This is a genomic window from Nocardioides sp. T5, from assembly GCF_048161455.1.
GTDB lineage: Bacteria > Actinomycetota > Actinomycetes > Propionibacteriales > Nocardioidaceae > Nocardioides.
In genome coordinates this window covers 1,127,748-1,148,188 of record NZ_CP182415.1, presented here as the reverse complement: position 1 = coordinate 1,148,188, position 20,441 = coordinate 1,127,748, and the positions used below count along the sequence as shown (strand labels likewise).

Below are 20,441 nucleotides of genomic sequence, written 5' to 3'. Positions count from 1 at the left end.
TCCCGCAGGACCGTGGGTCAGAGCTCCGACTGCACCCCGGCGAGAAGCTGGCGGGCCATCACGATCCGCTGGACCTGGTTGGTGCCCTCGTAGATCTGGGTGATCTTGGCGTCGCGCATCATCCGCTCGACCGGGTAGTCGCGGGTGAAGCCGTAGCCGCCGAGGACCTGGACGGCGTTGACCGTGACCTCCATCGCGACGTCGGAGGCGAAGCACTTCGCCGCCGCGCCGAAGAAGGTGAGGTCGTCGTCGCCGCGCTCGGAGCGGCCGGCGGCGGCGTACGTCATCTGGCGGGCCGCCTCGACCTTCATGCCCATGTCGGCGAGCATGAACTGCATGCCCTGGAAGTCGGCGATCGACTTCCCGAACTGCTGGCGCTCCTTCGCGTAGTCGAGCGCGTAGTCGAGCGCCCCCTGCGCGACGCCCACCGCCTGCGCGGCGATGGTCACGCGGGTGTGGTCGAGGGTCTTCATCGCGGTCGTGAAGCCGGTCCCCTCCTCCCCGATCATCCGCGAGGCCGGGATGCGGACCTTGTCGAGGTAGACCTCGCGCGTCGGGCTGCCCTTGATGCCGAGCTTCTTCTCCGGCGCACCGAAGGAGACGCCCGCATCGGACTTCTCCACGACGAAGGCGGAGATGCCGCCACGGGTCTTCTTCTCGGGGTCGGTGACGGCCATGACGGTGTAGAACTCCGACTCGCCGGCGTTGGTGATCCAGCGCTTCACGCCGTCGAGCACCCACTCGTCGCCGTCGCGGACCGCACGGGTCTTCATGCCGCCCGCGTCCGAGCCGGCGTCAGGCTCGGACAGGCAGTAGGAGAACCCGCCCTCACCGCGGGCCAGCGCCCCGAGGTACTTCTGCTTGAGCTCCTCCGAGCCGGCGATCTGCACCGGGAGCGAACCGAGCTTGTTGACCGCCGGGATCAGCGACGACGACACGCACGCACGCGCGACCTCCTCGATGACCAGCACGGTGGCCAGCGCGTCCGCGCCGGCACCGCCGTACGCCTCCGGCACGTGCGGGGCGTGGAAGTCCGAGGCCAGCAGCGCCTCAGCAGCCTCGTGGGGATAGCGGGCCTCCTCGTCGACGGCTGCGGCGTGGGGCGCGATCTTGGCGTCGGCGACCGCACGGACTGCCTCGCGGATGGCCTGGTGCTCCTCGGAGAGGGCGTAGAGGGGGAACTCGCTCATGGGTCCTGATCCTAGGACGTCCATGCTTTCCGCAGGAGGTGTCTCGGGTGTGGCGATGGCCACCTCGCGCGCGGACGGCCCGACGGACGCCGAACGCCGAACGCCCGGCCGGTGCCGAAGCACCGACCGGGCGTGGACGTCGTGCGGACCGGGTCAGCGGACCTTGATCACGACCTTCTTGTCCTTGGACTTCTCGGTGTAGTCGTCCCCGAGGTACGTGACCTTGACCTTGGTCTTGCCCGCGGGCAGCGCCTTCTTGAGGGTGACCTTGACCTTGCCCTTGGCGTTGAGGGTGCCCTTGCCGAGGACCTTCTTGCCCTTCATCACCTTGACCTTGCCGGTGGGGACCTCGTTGCTGGCCTCCACGACGACCTTCAGCTTGGTCTTCTGGCCGAGCGGCGTGACCTTCTTGGCCGGCGTCGCCTTGGTGGTCGACTCGTTCGCGGCCAGGATGATCGTGCCCAGGCTCGAAGGCGCCCCGGCCTTGATGGCGCACGGCACGTCGGCCAGCATCGTCACGTCGCCCTGCTTGGTGGCGGTGAACTTGAAGGCCGACGGGACGGCGATGTTGTAGGTGCCGGCACCCGGCAGGTTGACCGGCACCGTGGACGCCGGCGTCACGCCCGGGGTGGCGAGCGGGTTGGGCGTGTTGAGCGTCAGCGGCGTGTTGGCGGTCGCCGGCACCGCGGTCTGCGGGAAGCGGGCGTTCTGCAACGGCAGGTCAGCGGCGTCCGACGAGGACAGCTCGTCCAACGTCGCGACCATGTCGTTGGAGAAGCCCCCGATCGTGGTTGCCTGGAACAGGCCCTTCGCGGCGTCGACCACGTCACCCGGGAGCGTCACGCTCAGCAGCACCGGGATGGCCGGGGCGTCGAGGCCGGCGTTGGCCGCAGCGGGAAGGGTGGCGGTGATGGACACCGGGATGTCTCTCGCGCCGAGGCTCGGGAAGGTGCAGGTGTAGGTGGTCGCCGCGGTGGCGGCGGTGGCGGCGGGCGCCGCGATGGTGACCAGCGCGCCGGCGCTCAGCGCGCTGGCGACCGCGACGGCGCCGAGGCGCCGGGCTGCAGTGTGGAGCATGTGGGACTTCCCCTCGTGATGGTGGTGTGACGGCGTTCATCCCACCACATCACCACCGCGGGGGAGGCCAGACACGACGGGCTCCTACCAACCGGTAATCGAGGACCTCCCGGCGAATGCGTCAGGCGCCGGGTCGTTCTGCCAGCTCGGCGGCCTCGGCCTCGCGCATCGCGGCCTGAACGTCGAGGCCGCGGAGCGCGGTGACGAGCTCCCCGAACGCTGCGGCCGGGAGGGCGCCGGGCTGGGAGAAGACCAGCACGCCGTCCTTGAAGGCCATCAGCGTGGGGATCGAGGTGATCTGGGCCGCGGCGGCGAGCGCCTGCTCGGCCTCGGTGTCGACCTTGCCGAAGACGATGTCGGGGTGCTGCTCCGAGGCAGCCTCGAAGACGGGGGCGAACTGGCGACACGGGCCGCACCAGGAGGCCCAGAAGTCGACGATGACCATCTCGTTGTCGGCGATGGTGGACTGGAAGTCGGTGGCAGTGAGCGCGGTAGTAGTCATGACCGGTTCAACCGTCATACCCCCAGGGGTATTCCCCGACCGGCCGCTGGGGCCGCTGTCTACGGTGGACGCATGACCACCTCGCAGGCCGGATCCGTGAGCAGCGACTGGCAGGACCCCACGACGATCGACCGGATGCTCGACGACGCGCAGACCTGGGCCGTCGTCGGACTGTCGGGCGACCCCGGCCGTACGGTGTACTCCATCGCCGCGCTGCTCCAGGAGCGCGGCAAGCGCATCATCCCGGTGCACCCGGTCTTCGCCGACCCGGGCGCCCCCGCGGTGCTGGGTGAGCAGGGCTACGCCACGCTCGCCGACGTGCCCGGACCGATCGACGTCGTCGACGTCTTCCGCCGCTCGGACGCCGCCGGCGAGTTCGCCGACCAGGCCGTCGCGGTCGGCGCGGGCGGCGTGTGGTTCCAGCTCGGGGTCATCGACCAGGACGCCTTCGACCGGACGACCGCCGCCGGCGTGCCGATGGTGATGGACACCTGCCCCGCGATCGAGTGGCGCAGGCGCGGTCGCTGACCCCGGCGGACCCGGCTACAGCTCGACGGGCGCCTCGGCCATCGTGATGCCGAGCTGGCCGAGGGCCTCCTCGAGCACCCACATCACGTCGAGGGTGTCCTGCAGCGGCATCAGCGGGCTCTCGGTGAGCCCGGCGGACAGGCAGCGCTGCACCTCCTCGGCCTGGTGGACGTAGCCGCGCCCGGTGGGCAGCCGCTCGACCTCCTCGACCTCCGCGCCGTTGCGACGTACGACGAGCGCGCTCGGGTGGTAGAACGGCGGGACCAGCTCGATGGAGCCCTTCGTCCCCACGACGATCGCCCGGCCCGGCGTCTGGCTGGCCAGCGTGCAGGTCAGCGCCGCGGCCCGCCCGTCGTCGTACGACAGCTGGATGGCGGCCGACCGGTCGGCGCCGTTGGAGTAGGTGGTGCCGGTGGTGGTCACGCGGTCGGGACGGCCGAGGAGGTGCTGGGCCAGCGAGACCGGGTAGACGCCGAGGTCGAGGATCGAGCCGCCGCCGAGCGCGAGGTCGAAGAGCCGGCTGGCCGGGTCGAAGTCGCGCTGCGCTCCGAAGTCGGCCTGCACCAGCAGCACCTCACCGATCTCACCGGCGGCGACGAGGTCACGCACGTGGGCGACGGCCGGCTGGAAGCGGGTCCACATCGCCTCCATGCAGAACACCTCGGCGGCGCGGGCCGCGGCGACCACCTCCTCGGCCCCGGCCAGCGTGGCGGTGAACGCCTTCTCGACCAGCAGCGGCGTGCGCGCCTCGATCGCGGCGAGGGCCAGGTCGTGGTGCTGCGGGTGCGGGGTCGCGAGGTAGAGCACGTCGACGTCACCGCGCCGGCCCGCCTCGACGAGGTCGCGGTAGGTGCCCGACCCGGGCGCTCCGAAGCGCTCGGCGAAGGCGGCGGCCGAGGACGGCGCGCGGCTGCCGACGAAGGCGATCTCGGCGTCGTCGGTGAGGGCGAGGTCGGAGGCGAAGGCGGCGGCCATGCCGCCCGTCGCGGCGATTCCCCAGCGTGTCGTCATGGGAGGACCCTAGACACCACGTGGGCAGCGATCGCCAGGCTGGAGGTCGCTCCCGGCGAGGGCGCGTTGCGTACGCAGGTGACGCCGTCGGAGCGGGTGATGCGGAAGTCGTCGACCAGGCTGCCGTCGCGGTCGACCGCCTGCGCACGTACGCCGCTGCCGGCGCGGGTCACGTCGGCGACGCCGATGTCGGGGACGTAGCGCGAGGCCGACCGCATGAAGGCCCGCTTGGACGCCGAGCCGATCACCTCGTCGACCCCGGTGCGCCAGTGCTCGCGCGCCAGGCGCCAGAAGCCGGGCCACGCCAGCACGTCGCGCAGGTCGGTGGCCGAGACGTCCCGGCGCCGGTAGCCCTCGCGCCGCGTCGCCAGCACCGCGTTGGGCCCGACCTCCAGGGACCCGTCGACCCGCCTCGTGAAGTGGACGCCGAGGAAGGGGTAGCGCGGGTCGGGCACGGGGTAGACCATGCCGCGCACGAGGTCCTGCTTGGCGGCGGCGACGCCGAGGTACTCGCCTCGAAAGGGCAGGATCGCCGGGCTGCGCTCGCCGTCGACGAGCGCGGAGACGCGGTCGGCCTGCAGGCCCGCCGCGACCACCACGTGGTCGAAGCGCAGCGGCGCCGGGTCCCCCTCCACCCGCACCAGCACCCCGTCACCCTGCCGACGGATCCCGACGACACGTGCCCCCAGGCGCACGCCGCCGCCCGCTGCGAAGACCTCGTCGGCGAGCGCGGCGGTGATCGCCGGGTAGTCGGTGATCGCGGTCTCCGGGGAGTGGAGCGCGGCCAGGCCGCGCGCGTGGGGCTCGACGTCGGTGATCCCCCCGGCCGCCAGCCTGCGCAGCCCCGGTACGCCGTTGGCGCGAGCCGTCTGCTCGAGGGCGTCGAAACGCCCCATCTCGTCGGGGTCCACCGCGACGACGAGCTTGCCGCAGGCGTCGTACGCGATCGCGTGCTCCGCGCAGAAGTCACGGAGCAGGTCGCGCCCCCGGGCGCAGAGCTCGGCCTTGAGGCTGCCCGGCTTGTAGTAGATGCCGGCGTGCACGACGCCGGAGTTGTGGCCGGTCTGGTGCGCGGCGAGCCGGTCCTCCTTCTCCAGCACCACGACCTCGGTGCCGGGACGCCGGCGGACGACCTCGCGCGCGATCGCCACGCCGAGGATGCCTCCACCCACGACACCGACCCTCTGCTCCCCCACGGGCCAGACGCTGGTGCCTCGACCGGTCGCCGTCAAGCAACTTCCGCCTTCATCCCACAATGGGGGGATGCGCGACCTCCACGTCCCTCCCGGTCCGGGCCTGCCCGAGGGCCTGGTCGTGCCTGCCGCCGAGCTGGTCGAACGCTTCTCGAAGTCGCCCGGTCCCGGCGGCCAGTCGGTCAACACGACTGACTCCCGGGTGGAGCTCGAGCTCGACGTCGCGTCCTCGACGGTCCTCACCGACGCCCAGCGGGCCCGGGCCCTGCGGCGGTGGCCGTCCGGGCGGGTCACCGTCGCGGCGTCCGAGCACCGCTCGCAGCACCGCAACCGGGTCGCGGCGCGCGAGCGCCTCGCCGACCTGCTGCGCCGGGCGCTGGCCCCGCCACCGCCGGCCCGCCGGGCGACGCGACCGAGCCGCGGCGCGAAGGAGCGGCGCCTCAAGGCGAAGAAGGAGCGGGGCTCGACCAAGGCCCTCCGCGGGCGGGTGCGCGACCGGGACTGACCCCCGCCTCAGAAGCCGACGCGGCGGGTGCTGCCGGCCGCTGCCTGGCGGACGACCTCGCCCTTCGCGTGGGCGGTCTCGGCGAGCTCCGCCTGGTAGTCGACGAGGCGCTGCTGGAGCTCGGCGTCGCTGGTCGCGAGGATGCGGGCGGCGAGGATGCCGGCGTTCTTGGCGTTGCCGATCGCGACGGTGGCGACCGGGATGCCGCCGGGCATCTGCACGATCGAGAGCAGCGAGTCCATGCCGTCGAGGTACTTGAGCGGCACCGGCACCCCGATGACCGGCAACGGGGTGACCGAGGCGAGCATCCCCGGCAGGTGGGCCGCTCCCCCGGCGCCGGCGATGACCACCGACAGCCCGCGGGTGTGGGCCTGCCGGCCCCACTCGATCATCTCGGTGGGCATCCGGTGGGCCGAGACGACGTCGGCCTCCCACGCCACGCCGAGCTCGGTGAGGATCTCGCCGGCGGCCTGCATGACCGGCCAGTCGGAGTCCGAGCCCATCACGATGCCGACCCTGACCTGCTGCGTCTCGCCCATGCTGCTGCCTTCCTTCCCCATCGACGTCGCTAGTCGCTCTCGTTGCCCAGGTCGCCGCGGAACCACGCGGCGGCGTGCCGCGCGCGCTCCAGGCAGTCGTCGAGGTCGTCGCCGTAGGCGTTGACGTGCCCGACCTTGCGGCCGGGACGCAGGTCCTTGCCGTAGAAGTGCACCCGCAGGTGCGGGTCGCGGGCCATGGCGTGCGGCAGGCCGTCGTAGAGGTGGCCGCTGTCGGTGGGCCCGCCGAGGATGTTGACCATCACGGTCCAGCGCTCACGTGGGGCCGGCGAACCCAGCGGGAGGTCCATGACGGCGCGGAGGTGATTCTCGAACTGGGACGTCACGGCGCCGTCCTGGGTCCAGTGGCCGGTGTTGTGCGGACGCATCGCCAGCTCGTTGACCAGGATCCGGCCGTCGGTCGTCTCGAAGAGCTCGACGGCGAGGATGCCCGTGACGTCGAGCGCACCGGCGACCCGCAGGGCGATCTCCTGCGCCTGACCGGCGAGAGCGGGCGCGAGGTCAGGTGCGGGGGCGATGACCTCGTGGCAGATGCCGTCGAGCTGGGTGGAGGTGACGACGGGGTACGCCGCGGCCTGGCCGTTGGGGGCGCGGGCGACGAGGGCGGAGAGCTCGCGCCGGAAGTCGACCAGCTCCTCGGCCAGCACCTCGACACCGGCGGCCGCAGCGGTGTCGAAGGCGACCTGCGCCTCGGCCGGCGCCCGCACGACCCACACGCCCTTGCCGTCGTAGCCACCGCGGGTGGTCTTCAGCACGCACGGCAGGCCGAAGGCCTCCACGTCGGCGAGGGACGTGACGACGGCGTTGCGCGGGCACGGGACGTCGAGCTCGGCGAGGCGGCGACGCATCACCGCCTTGTCCTGGGCGTGCACGAGCGCCTCCGGGCCGGGGCGCACGGCGAGACCGTCGTCGGCCAGCGCGTGCAGGTGGGCCGTCGGGACGTGCTCGTGGTCGAAGGTGACCACGGCGGCGCCGTCGGTGACCTTCCGCAGCGTGGGCAGGTCGGTGTAGTCACCGACCAGGTGGTCGGGGATGACCTGGGCGGCCGAGACGCCCTCGGCCTCGGCGAGCAGGCGCAGCGGGAGGCCGAGCGCGATGGCGGGCTGGGCCATCATCCGGGCGAGCTGGCCGCCCCCGATGACGGCGAGCGTGGGAGCGCGGTGCGAGCCGGTCGAGGACACGACCGGAGCCTATGCGACCCGGTGCGCGGCCCCCGCCGCGGTCTCGCGGGACCTCAGCCGACGACCCTGTCCACGGTCGGTTCGAACCGCAGGCCGCGACCGCGGTGGGTGGTGATCAGCGTGGGCCGGCGGGGGTCGTCGCCGAGCTTGCGGCGCAGCCAGCCCAGGTGCACGTCGATGGTCTTGGAGTTGGTGTAGAACGACGTCTGCCACACCTCGGCCATCAGCTCGCTGCGGGTGACGATGTCGCCCGGGCGCGCCATCAGGGCGTGCAGGAGCTGGAACTCCTTGCGGGAGAGCCTGATCTCGCGGTCGCCACGCCACACCTGTCGCGAGGTGGGGTCGAGTCGTACGTCCTGCACAGCCAACACGCGCTGAAACGTAGGGACCGCCCGACGCCGGGGTGGTCCTTATGGGTGAATTGTGGACGACTGGTCTGGTCCACCTGACCGGCCCGCGCAGGGCAGGCTCAGCGGCGGCGTACGGCCACCGGCTCCACGAGCCCGAAGCCGCGCACCGGGCGGGCCGGCAGCCGGCGGTCCTCCCACTCCTCGTCCGGGAGCAGGTCGGCGGTGTTCTGGTCGACGATGAGCCGGTTGCGTCGCGCGACCTGGGTCAGGCGGGCAGCCATGTTGACCGGCGGTCCGAAGATGTCGCCGAGACGCTGGACCACGGGGCCGCTGGCCAGGCCGAGCCGGACGTCGGGCATCTTCGGGTCGCGGCCGATGACGTTGATGATGCCCTCGGCCACCCCGACCGCCTCCTCGGCGGTGTTGGTGACGAAGAGGACGGAGTCGCCGAGGCTCTTGATAATGCGGCCGCCGTAGCGGGCCACCACGTCCTGGCACCGGCTCTCGAAGACCTCGACGAGGTCGCCGATCTCGTCGCGGTCGAGGGTGTTGGACAGCGCGGTGAAGGAGACCAGGTCGGCGAACCCGACGGTCACCTCGATGGTGTGGAGGTCCTCGTCCTTGGCCCCCATCGCCTCGATCCGACCGACGGCGGCGGCGAGGTGGCGCCGCCAGGCGTAGACCAGGAGCCGCTCGAAGGGCGGGTTGACCTCGTCGATGAGCCGCAGCGCCGACCCGATGCGCGAGCCGGTGGCCTCGTCCCCGGCCTCCATCTCCTCCACCCGGCTGACCAGCGTGGAGACCTCCCAGTCGGCGAGGCGGGCCATCGTCTGGCCGACGCCCCGGGTGAGGTTGACGGCCGTGTCGAAGTCGACGGCCCCGGAGTCGACGAAGCCCATGAGGGTGCCGACGGCCTCGATGTCGGCGGCCGTGTAGGCCTTCTCGCCGCTGAACTCGGGGAAGCCGAGCGCACGCCACAGGCGCCGGGTCTGCTCGATCGTCACACCGGTCTCGGCAGCCACCTCGAGGGCGTTGTAGGCCGGCTCGCTGCGCAGGATGGCGTGGTCGAGCTGCTCCCCCGGCGGGTCCTGGGGGCCCTTGCCCCGAGGGCCGCCGCGCCGCTTGCGGTCAGGCGCCATCGTCGCGGCGGTCGCCACTCGAGAGCCGGTGGAGCTGCTCGGCGACCTGCAGCTGCACCTGCTCGACGTCGGGGATGTCGCGGAGCATCACGCTCCCGGCGGTGCTCGCGTCGGAGACGACCAGGGTGCCGCAGCCGAAGATGCGGTCGACCAGGCCGATCTCGAAGTCCACGCCGCTGATCCGGTTGAGCGGGATCGTGCGGCCCTCCTTGGCGATGAAGCCGGAGCGCTTGATGAAGCGGCGGTTGGTGAAGGTGTAGGTGGTCGTGAGCCAGCGCAGGAGGGGACCGAGCACGAACGCCACGAGTCCCACCGCGAAGATCACCCAGACGGCCACCGTGCCGGTGGTCCCCTCGATCAGCCCGTTCGCGACGAACGCCAGGACCAGCGCCACGACCAGCGCGAGGCCCGGCAGGACCAGTGCCTTGGGGTGCGTCCGGGTGGAGACGACGACGTGCTCACCGGGGTTGAGGAGCTTGCTGGGGAACGCCACCCGCCGATCATGTCACCCGGGGTGCGTGCCTGCTAGGCGGGACGCACGTGCACGACGTCGCCCGCGGCCACCGTGAACGCCCCGTCGTCGGTGCCGACCACGAGCGCCCCGCTCGCGTCGATGTCGAGCGCCTCGCCGCGGCGTACGTCGCCCCCCGGCAGGTGGACGTCGACGGTCCGGCCCAGCGTCACGCACACGTCGGCGTAGGCCCGGCGCAGCGACTCCACGTCGTCGAGCAGGCCCTGCAGGCCGTGCAGCGAGCCGAGCACCTGGTTGAGGAGGCCCGTGCGCTCCACCGGCTCCCCGGTCTCGAGCGAGATCGACGTGGCGAGCGCGACCGGGAGCTCGTCGAGCGTCTGGTCGACGTTGATGCCGACGCCCACGACCGCCACCGGACCGGCAGCGGTCTCGACCCGCTCGACGAGGATCCCGCACACCTTGCGACCGTTGCCGGAACCGTCGTCGACGAGGACGTCGTTGGGCCACTTGAGCGCGGCGTCGGGCAGCCGGTCGGCCAGCGCGGCCTGGACGGCGTACCCGGTCAGCAGCGGCAGCCACGACCACGACGCCGGCGGCACCTCGGGGCGCAGCAGCACCGAGAAGGTCAGCGAGGAGCGGGCCGGGGTCTCCCACGACCGGTCGAGCCGACCGCGCCCCGCGGTCTGGTGCTCGGTGACCAGCACCAGGCCCGGCTCCTCGCCGGCGCGGGCCCGTTCCGAGACCACCGCGTTCGTCGAGGGAGCGGCCTCGACCACCTCCACGCGCCAGCCGATGGGCGCCGTGAGCCGGTCGAGGTCGAGGGGTGGGCGAGGTGCCGGGCTGGGCGTCATGGGGTCTACATTGCCCCACATGAGCGCACAGCCGGGTGAAGGCACCGACGTCCCCTCAGAGTCCGAGATCGACCTCCACACGACCGCGGGCAAGCTCGCGGACCTCGAGCGGCGCCTCGACGAGGCGGTGCACGCCGGGTCGGCCAAGGCGATCGAGAAGCAGCACGCCAAGGGCCGCCGCACCGCTCGCGAGCGCATCGAGATGCTCTTCGACGAGGGCACCTTCGTGGAGCTCGACGAGCTGGCGCGGCACCGCTCGACGGCGTTCGGGCTGGAGAAGAACCGCCCCTACGGCGACGGCGTGGTGACCGGTTACGGCGAGGTCAACGGTCGCATGGTGTGCGTCTTCAGCCAGGACTTCACCGTCTTCGGCGGCTCGCTGGGCGAGGTCTACGGCGAGAAGATCACCAAGGTCATGGACCTGGCGATGAAGACCGGCTGCCCGATCATCGGCATCAACGAGGGCGCCGGTGCCCGCATCCAGGAGGGTGTGGTCTCCCTCGGCCTCTACGGCGAGATCTTCCGCCGCAACGTGCACGCCTCCGGCGTGATCCCGCAGATCAGCATGATCATGGGCAACTGCGCCGGCGGCCACGTCTACTCCCCCGCGGTCACCGACTTCACGGTCATGGTCGACCAGACCTCCGCGATGTTCATCACCGGTCCCGACGTGATCAAGACCGTCACCGGCGAGGACGTCACGATGGAGGACCTCGGCGGTGCGCGCACCCACAACACCAAGTCGGGCAACGCCCACTACATGGCCACTGATGAGGAGGACGCCCTCGAGTACGTCAAGGCGATGCTGTCCTACCTCCCGCAGAACAACCTCGACCCGGCCCCGGTCTTCGACGAGGCGCCCGACATGGAGGTCACCGACCTCGACCGGTCGCTGGACACGATCATCCCCGACGGCGCGAACCAGCCCTACGACATGCACGACGTGATCACCGCCGTCGTGGACGACGAGGACTTCCTCGAGGTCCAGGAGCTGTTCGCCCCCAACATCCTCATCGGCTTCGGCCGCGTCGAGGGCCAGTCGGTCGGCGTCGTGGCCAACCAGCCGATGCAGTTCGCCGGCACCCTCGACATCGACGCGAGCGAGAAGGCCGCGCGCTTCGTGCGGTTCTGCGACGCGTTCAACATCCCGGTCCTGACGTTCGTCGACGTGCCCGGCTTCCTGCCCGGCACCGACCAGGAGTGGGACGGCATCATCCGCCGCGGCGCCAAGCTCATCTACGCCTACGCCGAGGCCACCGTCCCGCTGATCACCGTCATCACCCGCAAGGCCTACGGCGGCGCCTACGACGTGATGGGATCCAAGCACCTCGGCGCCGACATCAACGTCGCCTGGCCCACCGCCCAGATCGCCGTGATGGGCGCCCAGGGTGCCGCCAACATCCTGCACCGCAAGACGCTGAAGAAGGTCGGCGACGAGGGCGGTGACGTCGAGGCCCGGCGCGCCCAGCTCATCGACGAGTACGAGACCACGCTCGCCAACCCCTACATCGCCGCCGAGCGGGGCTACATCGACGCCGTGATCGCGCCTCACGAGACTCGCATCGAGGTCGTCCGCGCCCTCCGACTGCTGCGCACCAAGCGCGAGAGCCTGCCGCCCAAGAAGCACGGGAACATCCCGCTGTGACCGACGAGCAGGAGACCCCGATCCTCCGGGTCGTCAACGCCGACGCCACGGCCGAGGAGATCGCCGCGCTGGTCGCCGTGTTCTCCGCGCTGGGCTCGGCCGGGGGCGAGGCGCCCGAACGACCCCGCTCGACGTGGAGCCACCCCGCGCGGGGCGTACGACGTACGCACCGCCACGGCCCCGGCGCCTGGCGCGCCAGCGGCCTGCCCGGCTGAACGTCGCCGCGCTCCACTGTCGGGCGGAGGCTAGGGTCACCGGCGTGACCGAACCCCTTCTGGACGAGCGCAGGGTCGACGCCCTCTGCGACGCCTACGTCGAGGACTACTGCGCCCTCGACCCGCTGGCCGACTTCTCGCCGGCAGGCTTCGACGCCCGCGAGGCGCTCGACCTGGGCTCGCTCGGGCTCGACCCGCTGCGCGCGGCGCTGGGGCGCCTGTGACGGCCGCGCGCGTCCCGCTGGTCCTGGCGTCCGCCTCCCCCGCCCGGCTGGCCACGCTGCGGTCCGCGGGCATCGAGCCGGTCGTGATCGTCAGCGGGGTCGACGAGGACCAGGTGAGCTGCCTGCCGCCGGCCGAGCTGGCGCTCCAGCTCGCCGAGCTCAAGTGCGCCGCCGTCGCGGTGCGAGACGACGTGCCTCCCGACGCCCTCGTCCTCGGCTGTGACTCGGTGCTCGAGCTGCCGCCGGCACCCGGCGCGGGCGGGCAGGGCGAGGCGCTCGGCAAGCCGCACGACGCCGACGAGGCACGGGAGCGGTGGCGGTCGATGCGCGGACGCACCGCGGTCCTGCACAGCGGCCACAGCCTGCGTGAGGTCGCCACCGGCCGGGTGGCCGCCGCGACCGGTTCGACACTCGTGCACTTCGCCGACGTGGGTGACGACGAGATCGAGGCGTACGTCGCCACCGGCGAGCCGCTGCACGTCGCCGGGGCCTTCACGATCGACGGCTTCGGCGGCGCCTTCGTGCGTGGCATCGAGGGCGACCACCACAACGTGGTCGGCGTGAGCCTGCCGCTGCTGCGCGAGCTGGTCCTCGAGCTCGGCCACGCGTGGACCGACCTGTGGACCTGACCCGATAGCATCCCGGGCGTGGGGAGCGGGGTGGAGGGAGAGGTGCCGGCACGTCCGGTGGCCGACCCGGAGGACCGTTACGGCGTCCGCGAGGAGCGCCTGCTGACCGGCGCCACCGTGATCACCGCGGTCCGCACGGTCGCGTCGGTGGTGCTCGCGGCGATGGCAGCGCACCAGCAGAGCCTGACGCTGCTCGTCGTCGCCCTCGGCGTCTACTGGGTCGGCGACATGCTCGACGGCTTCTACGCCCGGGTGCGCGACTGCGAGACCCGCATCGGAGCCGTGCTCGACGTCATCTGCGACCGGTTCAACGCCGCCGCGTTCTACATCGGCCTCGCCTGGCTGCAGCCCGACCTGTCGCCGGCGATCTTCGTCTACCTCGCCGAGTTCATGGTCGTCGACTTCTTCCTGTCGATCGCGTTCCTCGCCTGGCCGATCCGCAGCCCCAACTACTTCTTCGTCGTCGACCGGCCGATCTGGCTGTGGAACTGGTCCAAGCCCGCCAAGGCCGTCAACAGCGCGCTCTTCGCCGTGCTGCTCCTCGTCACCGGCTGGATGTGGGTCGGGCTGGCGATCGCCTCGGCGCTCCTGGTCCTCAAGTGCGTGTCGCTGCGCCGTCTCGTGCAGATCGGCCTGCCGGTCCCGGGAGCCGCGGGCTGATGCTGTTCTGGAGCGTCATGGGCGCCTCGATCGCCTCCGCCCTCGTGCCGCTCATCAACATCGAGGCCATCCTGGTGGTCTCGGTCAGCCAGGCTCCCGGCCAGCTGTGGGGCCTGCTGGTGGCCGCCACGATCGGGCAGATGCTCGGCAAGATCCTCTGGTACTGGGGCGGCATGCATGTCGACCGCGCCCCCTGGGTCCACCGCCAGCTCGAGAAGCCCAAGGTGCGGGCCTCGTTGGAGAAGTGGCACGAGCGCGCGGAGGGCCGGCCGTGGTTCACGGCCGGCCTGCTCTTCGTCTCCGCGAGCACCGGCATCCCGCCGTACGCCGTCACCGCGGTGCTCGCCGGGACGCTGCGGGTGCCGTTCTGGATCTTCATGGTGACCGGTCTGCTCGGGCGCGGGCTGCGGTTCTGGGCGGTGGTGTCGGGGACCTCGTCGCTGGTGCACCTCTTCTGAGGCCCCCGCCGTCCGATCAGGTCGGTGCAGTCACTCGGCCGCGGCCCACGCCTGACGGAGGCTGACCCGCCCGCCGGTCTGCAGGAGCGCGCGGCGGTAGAGGCGCTCCCCGATCCAGACCGTGACCGCGGCGAACGCGGCCAGCAGGCCCAGCGCCAGCAGCGGCTCCCACCACTCGACGCCACCGGCCAGGATGCGCTTGGGCATCACCACGGCCGAGACGGGCGGCACGAACGACGCGATCACCTGTCCCCTGCCGTCGAGCGAGAGCCCGCCGAAGAACATCACGAGCATCAGCATCGTCAGCGGCGTCGAGGTCGCCTGGAGGTCCTCGGTGCGCGAGGCGAGCGACCCCGCGACCGCCCAGAGGCAGGCCAGGGCGACGAAGCCGGCGAAGAAGAACCCGATGAACCACGCGGTGGGACCGGACAGCGCCGGGACGTAGGACGAGAAGGACGTGAACGACAGCCCCACCAGGCCGACCGCGAGGTAGACCAGCAGCTGGATCATCGCCAGGGCGGTGTTGCCGAGCACCTTGCCGGCGAGCAGGTGTCGCAGCGGGATGGCGGCCGCGATGATCTCCACGATCCGGCTCTGCTTCTCCTCGATCACCGACGAGGCCAGCTGCATGCCGAAGACGAGGGCGGCGAAGTAGAAGAGGAAGACGAACACGAAGCCGACGGCCTCGGCCACGCCGGCCCTCTCGGCGTCCCCGCGCAGGAAGTCGGTGCTGACCGCGCTCCCGGCCTGCAGGGCCTCCACCGTGGTGCCGACCTCGGCGGCGTTGTCGGTGAGCACCTGCTGGCGTACGACGGCCTCCACGACGCTGGTCAACGAGCCCTGCTCGCTCGACTCCGAGGTCAGCTGCCACCCGTCGTCGGCCGGGTGCAGCCAGGCGTCGACCTCGTCGTCGAGGAGGGCCGCCTCGGCCGCGGCACGGTCGTCGACCTCGACGACGGTGACCTCGACGTTGTCATCGACCTGCGGCGCGCCGTCCGCGACCATCGTGGCCATCGCGACCGAGTCGGGGGTGGCGGCCAGCGTGACCTGGTCGGTCCGCTCCTCCTGCCAGGCGTTGAAGCCGATGAAGCCCGCGATGAGCACGACCATGAACGCCGTTCCGAAGAGGAAGGACTTGTCGGTGATCCGCGAGACGACCTCCCGGCGGGTGACGAGCAGCCAGGCGGGCTCGGTGCTCCGGTCGTCGTTATCGTTGGACTTGTCGGTGTTCATGCGGTGGCCTCCCGGTAGATCTCGCTGAGGGCCGGGCGGACCCGGACGAACTCGTGGACGTCGCCGCGGCTGGTGGCCTCGGTGACGAGGTGCTGCTCGGCGCCGTCCTGGCGGACCTCCACCAGCGCGGTCGAGCCGTCGAGGTCGAGGACCTCCAGCCCGCGCAGGTCACGGACCCAACCGGCGTCGCCGCCGAGGACGAGGCGGAAGCGCGGCACCCCCGCGTCGCGCAGCTCCGCAACCGTCCCGGCGGCGACCCGGCGTCCTTGGGACAGCACGACCAGCCGGTCGCACAGTCGCTCGACGAGGTCGAGCTGGTGGCTGGAGAAGAGGACCGGCACGCCGTCGCGGGTGTACTCGCGCAGCAGGTCGACCATCGAGTCGACGGCCCTCGGGTCCAGGCCCGAGAACGGCTCGTCGAGGACGAGCGCGGCCGGACGGGGCAGCACCGAGGCGATGATCTGCACCCGCTGCTGGTTGCCCAGCGACAGCTTCTCCAGGTGGTCCTTGGTCCGCTCCCCCAGCCCGAACCGCTCCAGCAGCTCGGTCACCTGCGTGCGGGCGGCGACCCGCTCCATGCCCTTGAGCTGGGCGATGTAGACGAGCTGGTCGAGGATCGGCTGCTTGGGGTAGAGCCCGCGCTCCTCGGGCATGTAGCCGATCCGACGGCGGTCCAGCCGGGTGATGGGCCGGCCCTGCCACAGCACCTCCCCCTCGTCGATGCCGAGCACGCCCATCACCATCCGCATGGTCGTGGTCTTGCCCGCACCGTTGCCGCCGACGAAGCCCGTCATCAGCCCGGCTGGCACCTCGAACGACACGTGGTCCACGGCGGTGTTGTCCCCGAACCGCCTGGTCAGCTCCCTGATCTCCAACATGACCACGACGCTAGTGACCGCTGGGGTCCGTGTGATCCACCGTGCGACGGAACCTCCCGGCAGAGTCCGTGTGTGCCTCGCTCACTCCTCCGTCGGGAGGATGAGGCCGGCCTCGTAGGCGTAGATGACCGCCTGCACCCGGCCGCGCAGGTGCAGCTTGGCCAGCACGTTGGACACGTGGGTCTTCACCGTCGCCTCGCCCAGCACGAGCGTGCCGGCGATCTCGCCGTTGGACAGGCCACGCCCGAGCAGCACCAGCACCTCCCGCTCGCGGGCGGTGAGCAGCGCCAGCTCCCGCGGCTCGGCCCTGTCGGGGGCCTCGGGGACCGCGTCGGGAGCCGCCGCCCCTCCGGCCATCTTGCCGATGACGCGGCGGGTCACCTCCGGCGCGAGCAGTGCGTGCCCACGGCCTGCGGCGCGTACGGCGTCGAGGAGCTGCTCCGGTCCGGCGTTCTTCAGCAGGAAGCCGCTCGCCCCTGCCTGCAGGGCGTCGAAGAGGTAGTCGTCGCGGTCGAAGGTCGTCACGATGACGACGTGCCCGAGGTCATCGGCGACGAGGTGGCGGGTGGCCTCGATCCCGTCCATCCGCGGCATCTGGACGTCCATCAGCACCACGTCGGGACGGGTCGCCCGGGCGCGCTCGATCGCCTCCAGCCCATCGGCGGCCTCGCCCACGACCTCGATGTCGTCCTCGACGGACAGGACCATCGCGAAGCCGGACCGCACCATCGCGTGGTCGTCGACCAGCAGGACCGTCAGCGGACGCTCCGTCACGACGCCACCAGCGGGTAGCGCACACGGACGCGGTAGCCGCCCGTCACCCGCGGTCCGATGTCGACCTGGCCGTCGTGAGTGGCGGCGCGTTCACGGATGCCGAGCTGGCCGAGACCGCTGCCGGACGTGCCGTGGCGCGGTCGGCCGTTGTCGACCACCTCGACCTCCGCGTAGGCGGCGGCCTCGTGCACCCGGACCACGACCGAGACGGTGTCGGCGGTGCTGTGGCGACGGACGTTGGTCAGCGCCTCCTGGACCGTGCGGTAGACCGCGAGCCCGATGCCGCGCGGGAGCCGGCTCGTCGCGCACGGCTGGTCCTCGACGACGTCGAGGCGGACGGCGAGCCCCTCCCGGTTCGCCTGCGCGACGAGGTCGGGCAGGGCGTCGACGCCAGCCTCCGACGTACGCATCCCGCTCGCGGTGTCCGCGCCGTCGGTGCCGTCGTCCCGGCTGTCCGCCGGTCCCTCGCGCAGGGTCCCGAGCAGGCGGCGCATCTGCGTCAACGCGTCGCGGGAGGCCTCCTCGACGTGCGAGAGGGCCGTACGTGCTGCGTCGGGGTCGCGGTCGAGGACCCGTCGTGCCGCTCCCGCCTGGATGCCCATCGCGGAGACGCCGTGGGCGACGACGTCGTGCAGCTCGCGGGCGATGCGCAGGCGCTCGTCGACGACGGCCTGCTCGCGCAGCCGACCGGCCTGCGCGGAGATGGTGGCGGCCTGCTCCTGCAGGCGGATGCGCTGCCGGGCGGCCCGCCAGGACACGCCGCCGCCGACGATGGCGCCGCCGAAGTAGATGACGTTGATGAGCAGCGTGATCGCCACCGCGGCGGGGATCGCGCCGAACAGCCCGATCCGCTCGCCGTCCCGGGCCTCGTCGATCATGTCCTGGGCGGCCGAGCCCACGGCGAACTGCCAGGTGATCCACGCGAACATGAACAGCACGATCGTGCCGATGACGACGACCATCGCGCGACGGTCCCGGGCGTAGGCGACGCCGGAGAGCAGGGCGACGAAGTAGACGATCTGCAACGACACCTGCCCCATCACCTGCGGCATCGTCACGCCGGCGACGAACATGTGCAGTGCAGCGAGGCTCGCGACCACCAGCGGCCACCGCCGCCGGCCCAGGAGGAGCGCGGCCCCGGTCGACACGGCGAGCCACTGCGTCCACACCGGGGCGTCGGTGTGGTCGAGCCCGCCCGCGCTGCGCACGAGCTCGAGCGCCAGCAGGCTGACGGCCTCCACGCTGGCTGCGAGTACGACGTCCTGGCGCCCGACCGGCGGCCTCGGCCGCTCCCACTCGTCGTCCACGCCGAACCACGTGAGGGCGCGCTGGCTCGTGCTGGGCATGGGGCGAGGGTAGATCGGGCCGCGCGCCACCGGATCCGTCGGGAGGAGGAGATCAGGGGACTGCGGCCGGACCGTCTGCGGCGCGCTGACGGGACGGACGACTTCGGGGCCGACCAGGAGCGGGGAAACCTGCCCTGACATGGCCGGCTCGATCTTCCCCACTGGCATCGAGCCGACCGGACGGACCGGGAACCCGCCTCCTGACAGACTCCCGCCATGACCGTCGTCGCGTCGCTCGCCCTCTTCGCCCTGGCCGCGATCGCGGAGATCGGTGGTGCGTGGCTGGTCTGGCAGGGCATCCGCGAGGACCGGGGCTGGGTCTGGGTGGGCGCCGGCTTCATCGCCCTCGGCCTCTACGGCCTGGTCGCCACCCTGCAGCCGGACGCCCACTTCGGGCGGATCCTGGCGGCGTACGGAGGCGTGTTCGTCGCCGGCTCGCTGGCCTGGGGGATGGTCGCGGACGGCTTCCGACCCGACCGCTACGACGTCGGCGGCGCGCTGATCTGCCTGGTCGGCGTCGCGGTGATCATGTACGCCCCGCGGTCCGCCTGAGCGGAGCGGCGGGGCCCGGCCTCACTCGACCGGCAGGCCGAGACCGCGGGCGATGAGCATCCGCTGGACCTCCGAGGTGCCCTCGCCGATCTCGAGGACCTTGGCGTCGCGGTAGAACCGGACGACCGGGTACTCCTCCATGAAGCCGTAGCCGCCGAAGACCTGGGTCGCGATCCGGGTCGCGGTGACCGCCGACTCGGTGGCGTAGAGCTTCGCCACGGCGGCCGCCTGCTTGAACGACGCCGTGGTGACCGACGAGGAGCCGGCGTCCATCGCGTCCTTCATCGCCGCCGCCTTGTAGGTCAGCAGCCGCGAGGCGTCCAGCATCACCTGCAGGTCGGAGACCTGGAAGGCGAGACCCTGCTTGCGCCCGATCGGGCCGCCGAAGGTCTGCCGCTCACCGGCGTACTGCACCGACATGTCGAGGCACGCCTGGATGCAGCCGACCGCGAGCGCGGCGATCGCGACCCGGCCGTCGTCGAGCGTGGCGAGGAACTGGGCGTAGCCGCGACCGCGCTCCCCGAGCAGGTTGGCCTCGGGCACCCGGGCGTCGGAGAAGGACAGCGGGTGGGTGTCGGAGGCGTGCCAGCCGAGCTTGTCGTACGCCTTCTCCGCGGTGAAGCCGGGAGTGTCGGACGGGACCATGATCGTCGAGATCTCCGGACGCCCGTCGGCCCGCTCGCCCGTGCGCGCCGTCACGGTCACCAGCGAGGTGATCGACGACCCGGAGTTGGTGATGAACTGCTTGGCGCCGTTGACGACCCACTCGCCGCCCTCGAGCACGGCCTTGGACTTCGTCGCCCCGGCATCCGAGCCCGCGCCGGGCTCGGTGAGCCCGAAGCCCGCGATCTTCTGGCCGGAGACGAGGTCGGGCAGCCACGTCTTCTTCTGCTCGTCCGTGCCGTAGGTCAGGATCGGGTTGATCCCCAGCCCGACCGCCGCCTCGAGCGTGATGCCCATCGACTGGTCGACGCGACCGATCTCCTCGATCGCCAGGCACAGCGAGGTGAACCCGCCGTCCTCGCCGGCCATCCCCGCACCGCCGAACTCCTCCGGGGCGGTCAGCCCCATCAGGCCCAGCGCGCCCATCTTCTGGACCACGTCGGTCGGGAAGTGGTGGTCGCGGTCCCACTGCGCGGCGTGCGGCGCGATCTCGGCCTCGGCGAAGTCGCGGACGCTGCGGCGGAACTGCTCGTGCTCGGGGGACAGCTCGAAGGTCATGCCTCGCAGACTAGCGCCGCAGGTTAGCGATCGCTAACCCCCGGGCGAGC

The 20,441-nt window shown here is 71.9% G+C and carries 25 protein-coding genes; 9 read left to right on the top strand and 16 right to left on the bottom strand.

Translation table 11 applies throughout. The features are described 5' to 3' along the window. Positions 1-17: 17 nt before the first annotated feature. The 3 genes from ACNKF0_RS05485 to trxA form a co-directional block, all read right to left on the bottom strand. Complete coding sequence (locus ACNKF0_RS05485) at positions 18-1,190, bottom strand: acyl-CoA dehydrogenase family protein (protein WP_299922132.1); 1,173 nt, start codon at positions 1,188-1,190, stop codon at positions 18-20. 153 nt (positions 1,191-1,343) lie between these two features. Further along, positions 1,344-2,267 (bottom strand): DUF6801 domain-containing protein, encoded by a 924-nt coding sequence (locus ACNKF0_RS05480; protein WP_416956439.1) that lies wholly within the window; start codon positions 2,265-2,267, stop codon positions 1,344-1,346. Positions 2,268-2,388: 121 nt separating this feature from the next. Then, positions 2,389-2,769: a thioredoxin gene (gene trxA / locus ACNKF0_RS05475; RefSeq protein WP_299923190.1), complete on the bottom strand. Its 381-nt coding sequence runs from the start codon at positions 2,767-2,769 to the stop codon at positions 2,389-2,391. Positions 2,770-2,841: 72 nt separating this feature from the next. On the opposite strand from trxA, the gene ACNKF0_RS05470 reads away from it, so the two are divergent. Next, a complete protein-coding gene (locus ACNKF0_RS05470) occupies positions 2,842-3,297 on the top strand; it encodes a CoA-binding protein (protein ID WP_416956437.1) in 456 nt (151 codons plus the stop codon). A 15-nt stretch (positions 3,298-3,312) separates the two neighbouring features. Here the strand turns inward: ACNKF0_RS05470 and ACNKF0_RS05465 are convergent, their stop codons facing one another. Then, complete coding sequence (locus ACNKF0_RS05465) at positions 3,313-4,308, bottom strand: Gfo/Idh/MocA family protein (protein ID WP_416956435.1); 996 nt, start codon at positions 4,306-4,308, stop codon at positions 3,313-3,315. Next, positions 4,305-5,504, bottom strand: coding sequence for an L-2-hydroxyglutarate oxidase (gene lhgO, locus ACNKF0_RS05460; RefSeq protein WP_416956433.1), 1,200 nt, complete (start codon positions 5,502-5,504; stop codon positions 4,305-4,307). The genes ACNKF0_RS05465 and lhgO overlap by 4 nt, the downstream gene beginning before the upstream one ends. Positions 5,505-5,571: 67 nt before the next feature. Between lhgO and arfB the strand changes: the two genes are divergently transcribed. Then, positions 5,572-6,006 carry an alternative ribosome rescue aminoacyl-tRNA hydrolase ArfB gene (gene arfB, locus ACNKF0_RS05455; protein ID WP_299922143.1) on the top strand — a complete coding sequence of 145 codons (435 nt, stop codon included), beginning with the start codon at positions 5,572-5,574 and terminating at the stop codon, positions 6,004-6,006. Positions 6,007-6,014: 8 nt separating this feature from the next. On the opposite strand, the gene purE is transcribed toward arfB, so the two are convergent. The 6 genes from purE to ACNKF0_RS05425 all read right to left on the bottom strand — a co-directional run bounded on the left by purE (position 6,015) and on the right by ACNKF0_RS05425 (position 10,556). After that, the gene (purE, locus tag ACNKF0_RS05450) at positions 6,015-6,545 is read right to left on the bottom strand and encodes a 5-(carboxyamino)imidazole ribonucleotide mutase (RefSeq protein WP_416956431.1); all 531 of its coding nucleotides are present in this window, start codon (positions 6,543-6,545) and stop codon (positions 6,015-6,017) included. Between the two features lie 29 nt (positions 6,546-6,574). Beyond that, entirely contained in the window at positions 6,575-7,678 is a 1,104-nt protein-coding gene (locus ACNKF0_RS05445; RefSeq protein ID WP_416958433.1) for a 5-(carboxyamino)imidazole ribonucleotide synthase, read from the bottom strand. A 119-nt stretch (positions 7,679-7,797) separates the two neighbouring features. Further along, positions 7,798-8,115 (bottom strand): winged helix-turn-helix domain-containing protein, encoded by a 318-nt coding sequence (locus tag ACNKF0_RS05440; RefSeq protein ID WP_416956429.1) that lies wholly within the window; start codon positions 8,113-8,115, stop codon positions 7,798-7,800. Positions 8,116-8,213: 98 nt separating this feature from the next. Next, a complete protein-coding gene (locus tag ACNKF0_RS05435; RefSeq protein ID WP_416956427.1) occupies positions 8,214-9,233 on the bottom strand; it encodes an adenylate/guanylate cyclase domain-containing protein in 1,020 nt (339 codons plus the stop codon). Further along, positions 9,223-9,726 (bottom strand): PH domain-containing protein, encoded by a 504-nt coding sequence (locus tag ACNKF0_RS05430; RefSeq protein ID WP_299922153.1) that lies wholly within the window; start codon positions 9,724-9,726, stop codon positions 9,223-9,225. Before ACNKF0_RS05430 ends, ACNKF0_RS05435 begins: the two co-directional genes overlap by 11 nt. A 32-nt stretch (positions 9,727-9,758) precedes the next feature. Continuing rightward, entirely contained in the window at positions 9,759-10,556 is a 798-nt protein-coding gene (locus tag ACNKF0_RS05425; protein ID WP_416956425.1) for a biotin--[acetyl-CoA-carboxylase] ligase, read from the bottom strand. Positions 10,557-10,575: 19 nt separating this feature from the next. On the opposite strand from ACNKF0_RS05425, the gene ACNKF0_RS05420 reads away from it, so the two are divergent. From ACNKF0_RS05420 to ACNKF0_RS05395, 6 genes are read left to right on the top strand one after another with little or no spacing between them, the layout of a single operon-like run. Then, entirely contained in the window at positions 10,576-12,201 is a 1,626-nt protein-coding gene (locus ACNKF0_RS05420; protein ID WP_416956423.1) for an acyl-CoA carboxylase subunit beta, read from the top strand. Further along, positions 12,198-12,416, top strand: coding sequence for an acyl-CoA carboxylase subunit epsilon (locus tag ACNKF0_RS05415; RefSeq protein WP_299922159.1), 219 nt, complete (start codon positions 12,198-12,200; stop codon positions 12,414-12,416). Before ACNKF0_RS05420 ends, ACNKF0_RS05415 begins: the two co-directional genes overlap by 4 nt. A 44-nt stretch (positions 12,417-12,460) precedes the next feature. Beyond that, on the top strand, positions 12,461-12,640 hold the full coding sequence (locus ACNKF0_RS05410) for a hypothetical protein (RefSeq protein WP_416956421.1): 180 nt from the start codon (positions 12,461-12,463) through the stop codon (positions 12,638-12,640). Then, a complete protein-coding gene (locus ACNKF0_RS05405) occupies positions 12,637-13,269 on the top strand; it encodes a Maf family protein (RefSeq protein WP_416956419.1) in 633 nt (210 codons plus the stop codon). Before ACNKF0_RS05410 ends, ACNKF0_RS05405 begins: the two co-directional genes overlap by 4 nt. An 18-nt stretch (positions 13,270-13,287) precedes the next feature. After that, positions 13,288-13,929 (top strand): CDP-alcohol phosphatidyltransferase family protein, encoded by a 642-nt coding sequence (locus ACNKF0_RS05400; protein ID WP_299922166.1) that lies wholly within the window; start codon positions 13,288-13,290, stop codon positions 13,927-13,929. After that, a complete protein-coding gene (locus tag ACNKF0_RS05395; protein WP_416956416.1) occupies positions 13,929-14,387 on the top strand; it encodes a VTT domain-containing protein in 459 nt (152 codons plus the stop codon). Before ACNKF0_RS05400 ends, ACNKF0_RS05395 begins: the two co-directional genes overlap by 1 nt. 30 nt (positions 14,388-14,417) lie before the next feature. Here the strand turns inward: ACNKF0_RS05395 and ACNKF0_RS05390 are convergent, their stop codons facing one another. The 4 genes from ACNKF0_RS05390 to ACNKF0_RS05375 all read right to left on the bottom strand — a co-directional run bounded on the left by ACNKF0_RS05390 (position 14,418) and on the right by ACNKF0_RS05375 (position 18,618). Then, on the bottom strand, positions 14,418-15,620 hold the full coding sequence (locus ACNKF0_RS05390; protein ID WP_416956414.1) for an ABC transporter permease: 1,203 nt from the start codon (positions 15,618-15,620) through the stop codon (positions 14,418-14,420). Continuing rightward, positions 15,617-16,498: an ABC transporter ATP-binding protein gene (locus ACNKF0_RS05385; protein WP_416956412.1), complete on the bottom strand. Its 882-nt coding sequence runs from the start codon at positions 16,496-16,498 to the stop codon at positions 15,617-15,619. The genes ACNKF0_RS05390 and ACNKF0_RS05385 overlap by 4 nt, the downstream gene beginning before the upstream one ends. An 81-nt stretch (positions 16,499-16,579) precedes the next feature. Further along, complete coding sequence (locus ACNKF0_RS05380) at positions 16,580-17,227, bottom strand: response regulator (RefSeq protein ID WP_416958431.1); 648 nt, start codon at positions 17,225-17,227, stop codon at positions 16,580-16,582. A gap of 41 nt (positions 17,228-17,268) precedes the next feature. Next, the gene (locus ACNKF0_RS05375) at positions 17,269-18,618 is read right to left on the bottom strand and encodes a sensor histidine kinase (protein WP_416956410.1); all 1,350 of its coding nucleotides are present in this window, start codon (positions 18,616-18,618) and stop codon (positions 17,269-17,271) included. Between the two features lie 216 nt (positions 18,619-18,834). Here ACNKF0_RS05375 and ACNKF0_RS05370 point away from each other — a divergent pair, with 216 nt between their 5' ends. Next, positions 18,835-19,170 carry a YnfA family protein gene (locus ACNKF0_RS05370; RefSeq protein ID WP_416956408.1) on the top strand — a complete coding sequence of 112 codons (336 nt, stop codon included), beginning with the start codon at positions 18,835-18,837 and terminating at the stop codon, positions 19,168-19,170. Between the two features lie 21 nt (positions 19,171-19,191). Here the strand turns inward: ACNKF0_RS05370 and ACNKF0_RS05365 are convergent, their stop codons facing one another. After that, positions 19,192-20,391, bottom strand: coding sequence for an acyl-CoA dehydrogenase family protein (locus ACNKF0_RS05365; RefSeq protein ID WP_416956406.1), 1,200 nt, complete (start codon positions 20,389-20,391; stop codon positions 19,192-19,194). Positions 20,392-20,441: the final 50 nt, after the last annotated feature.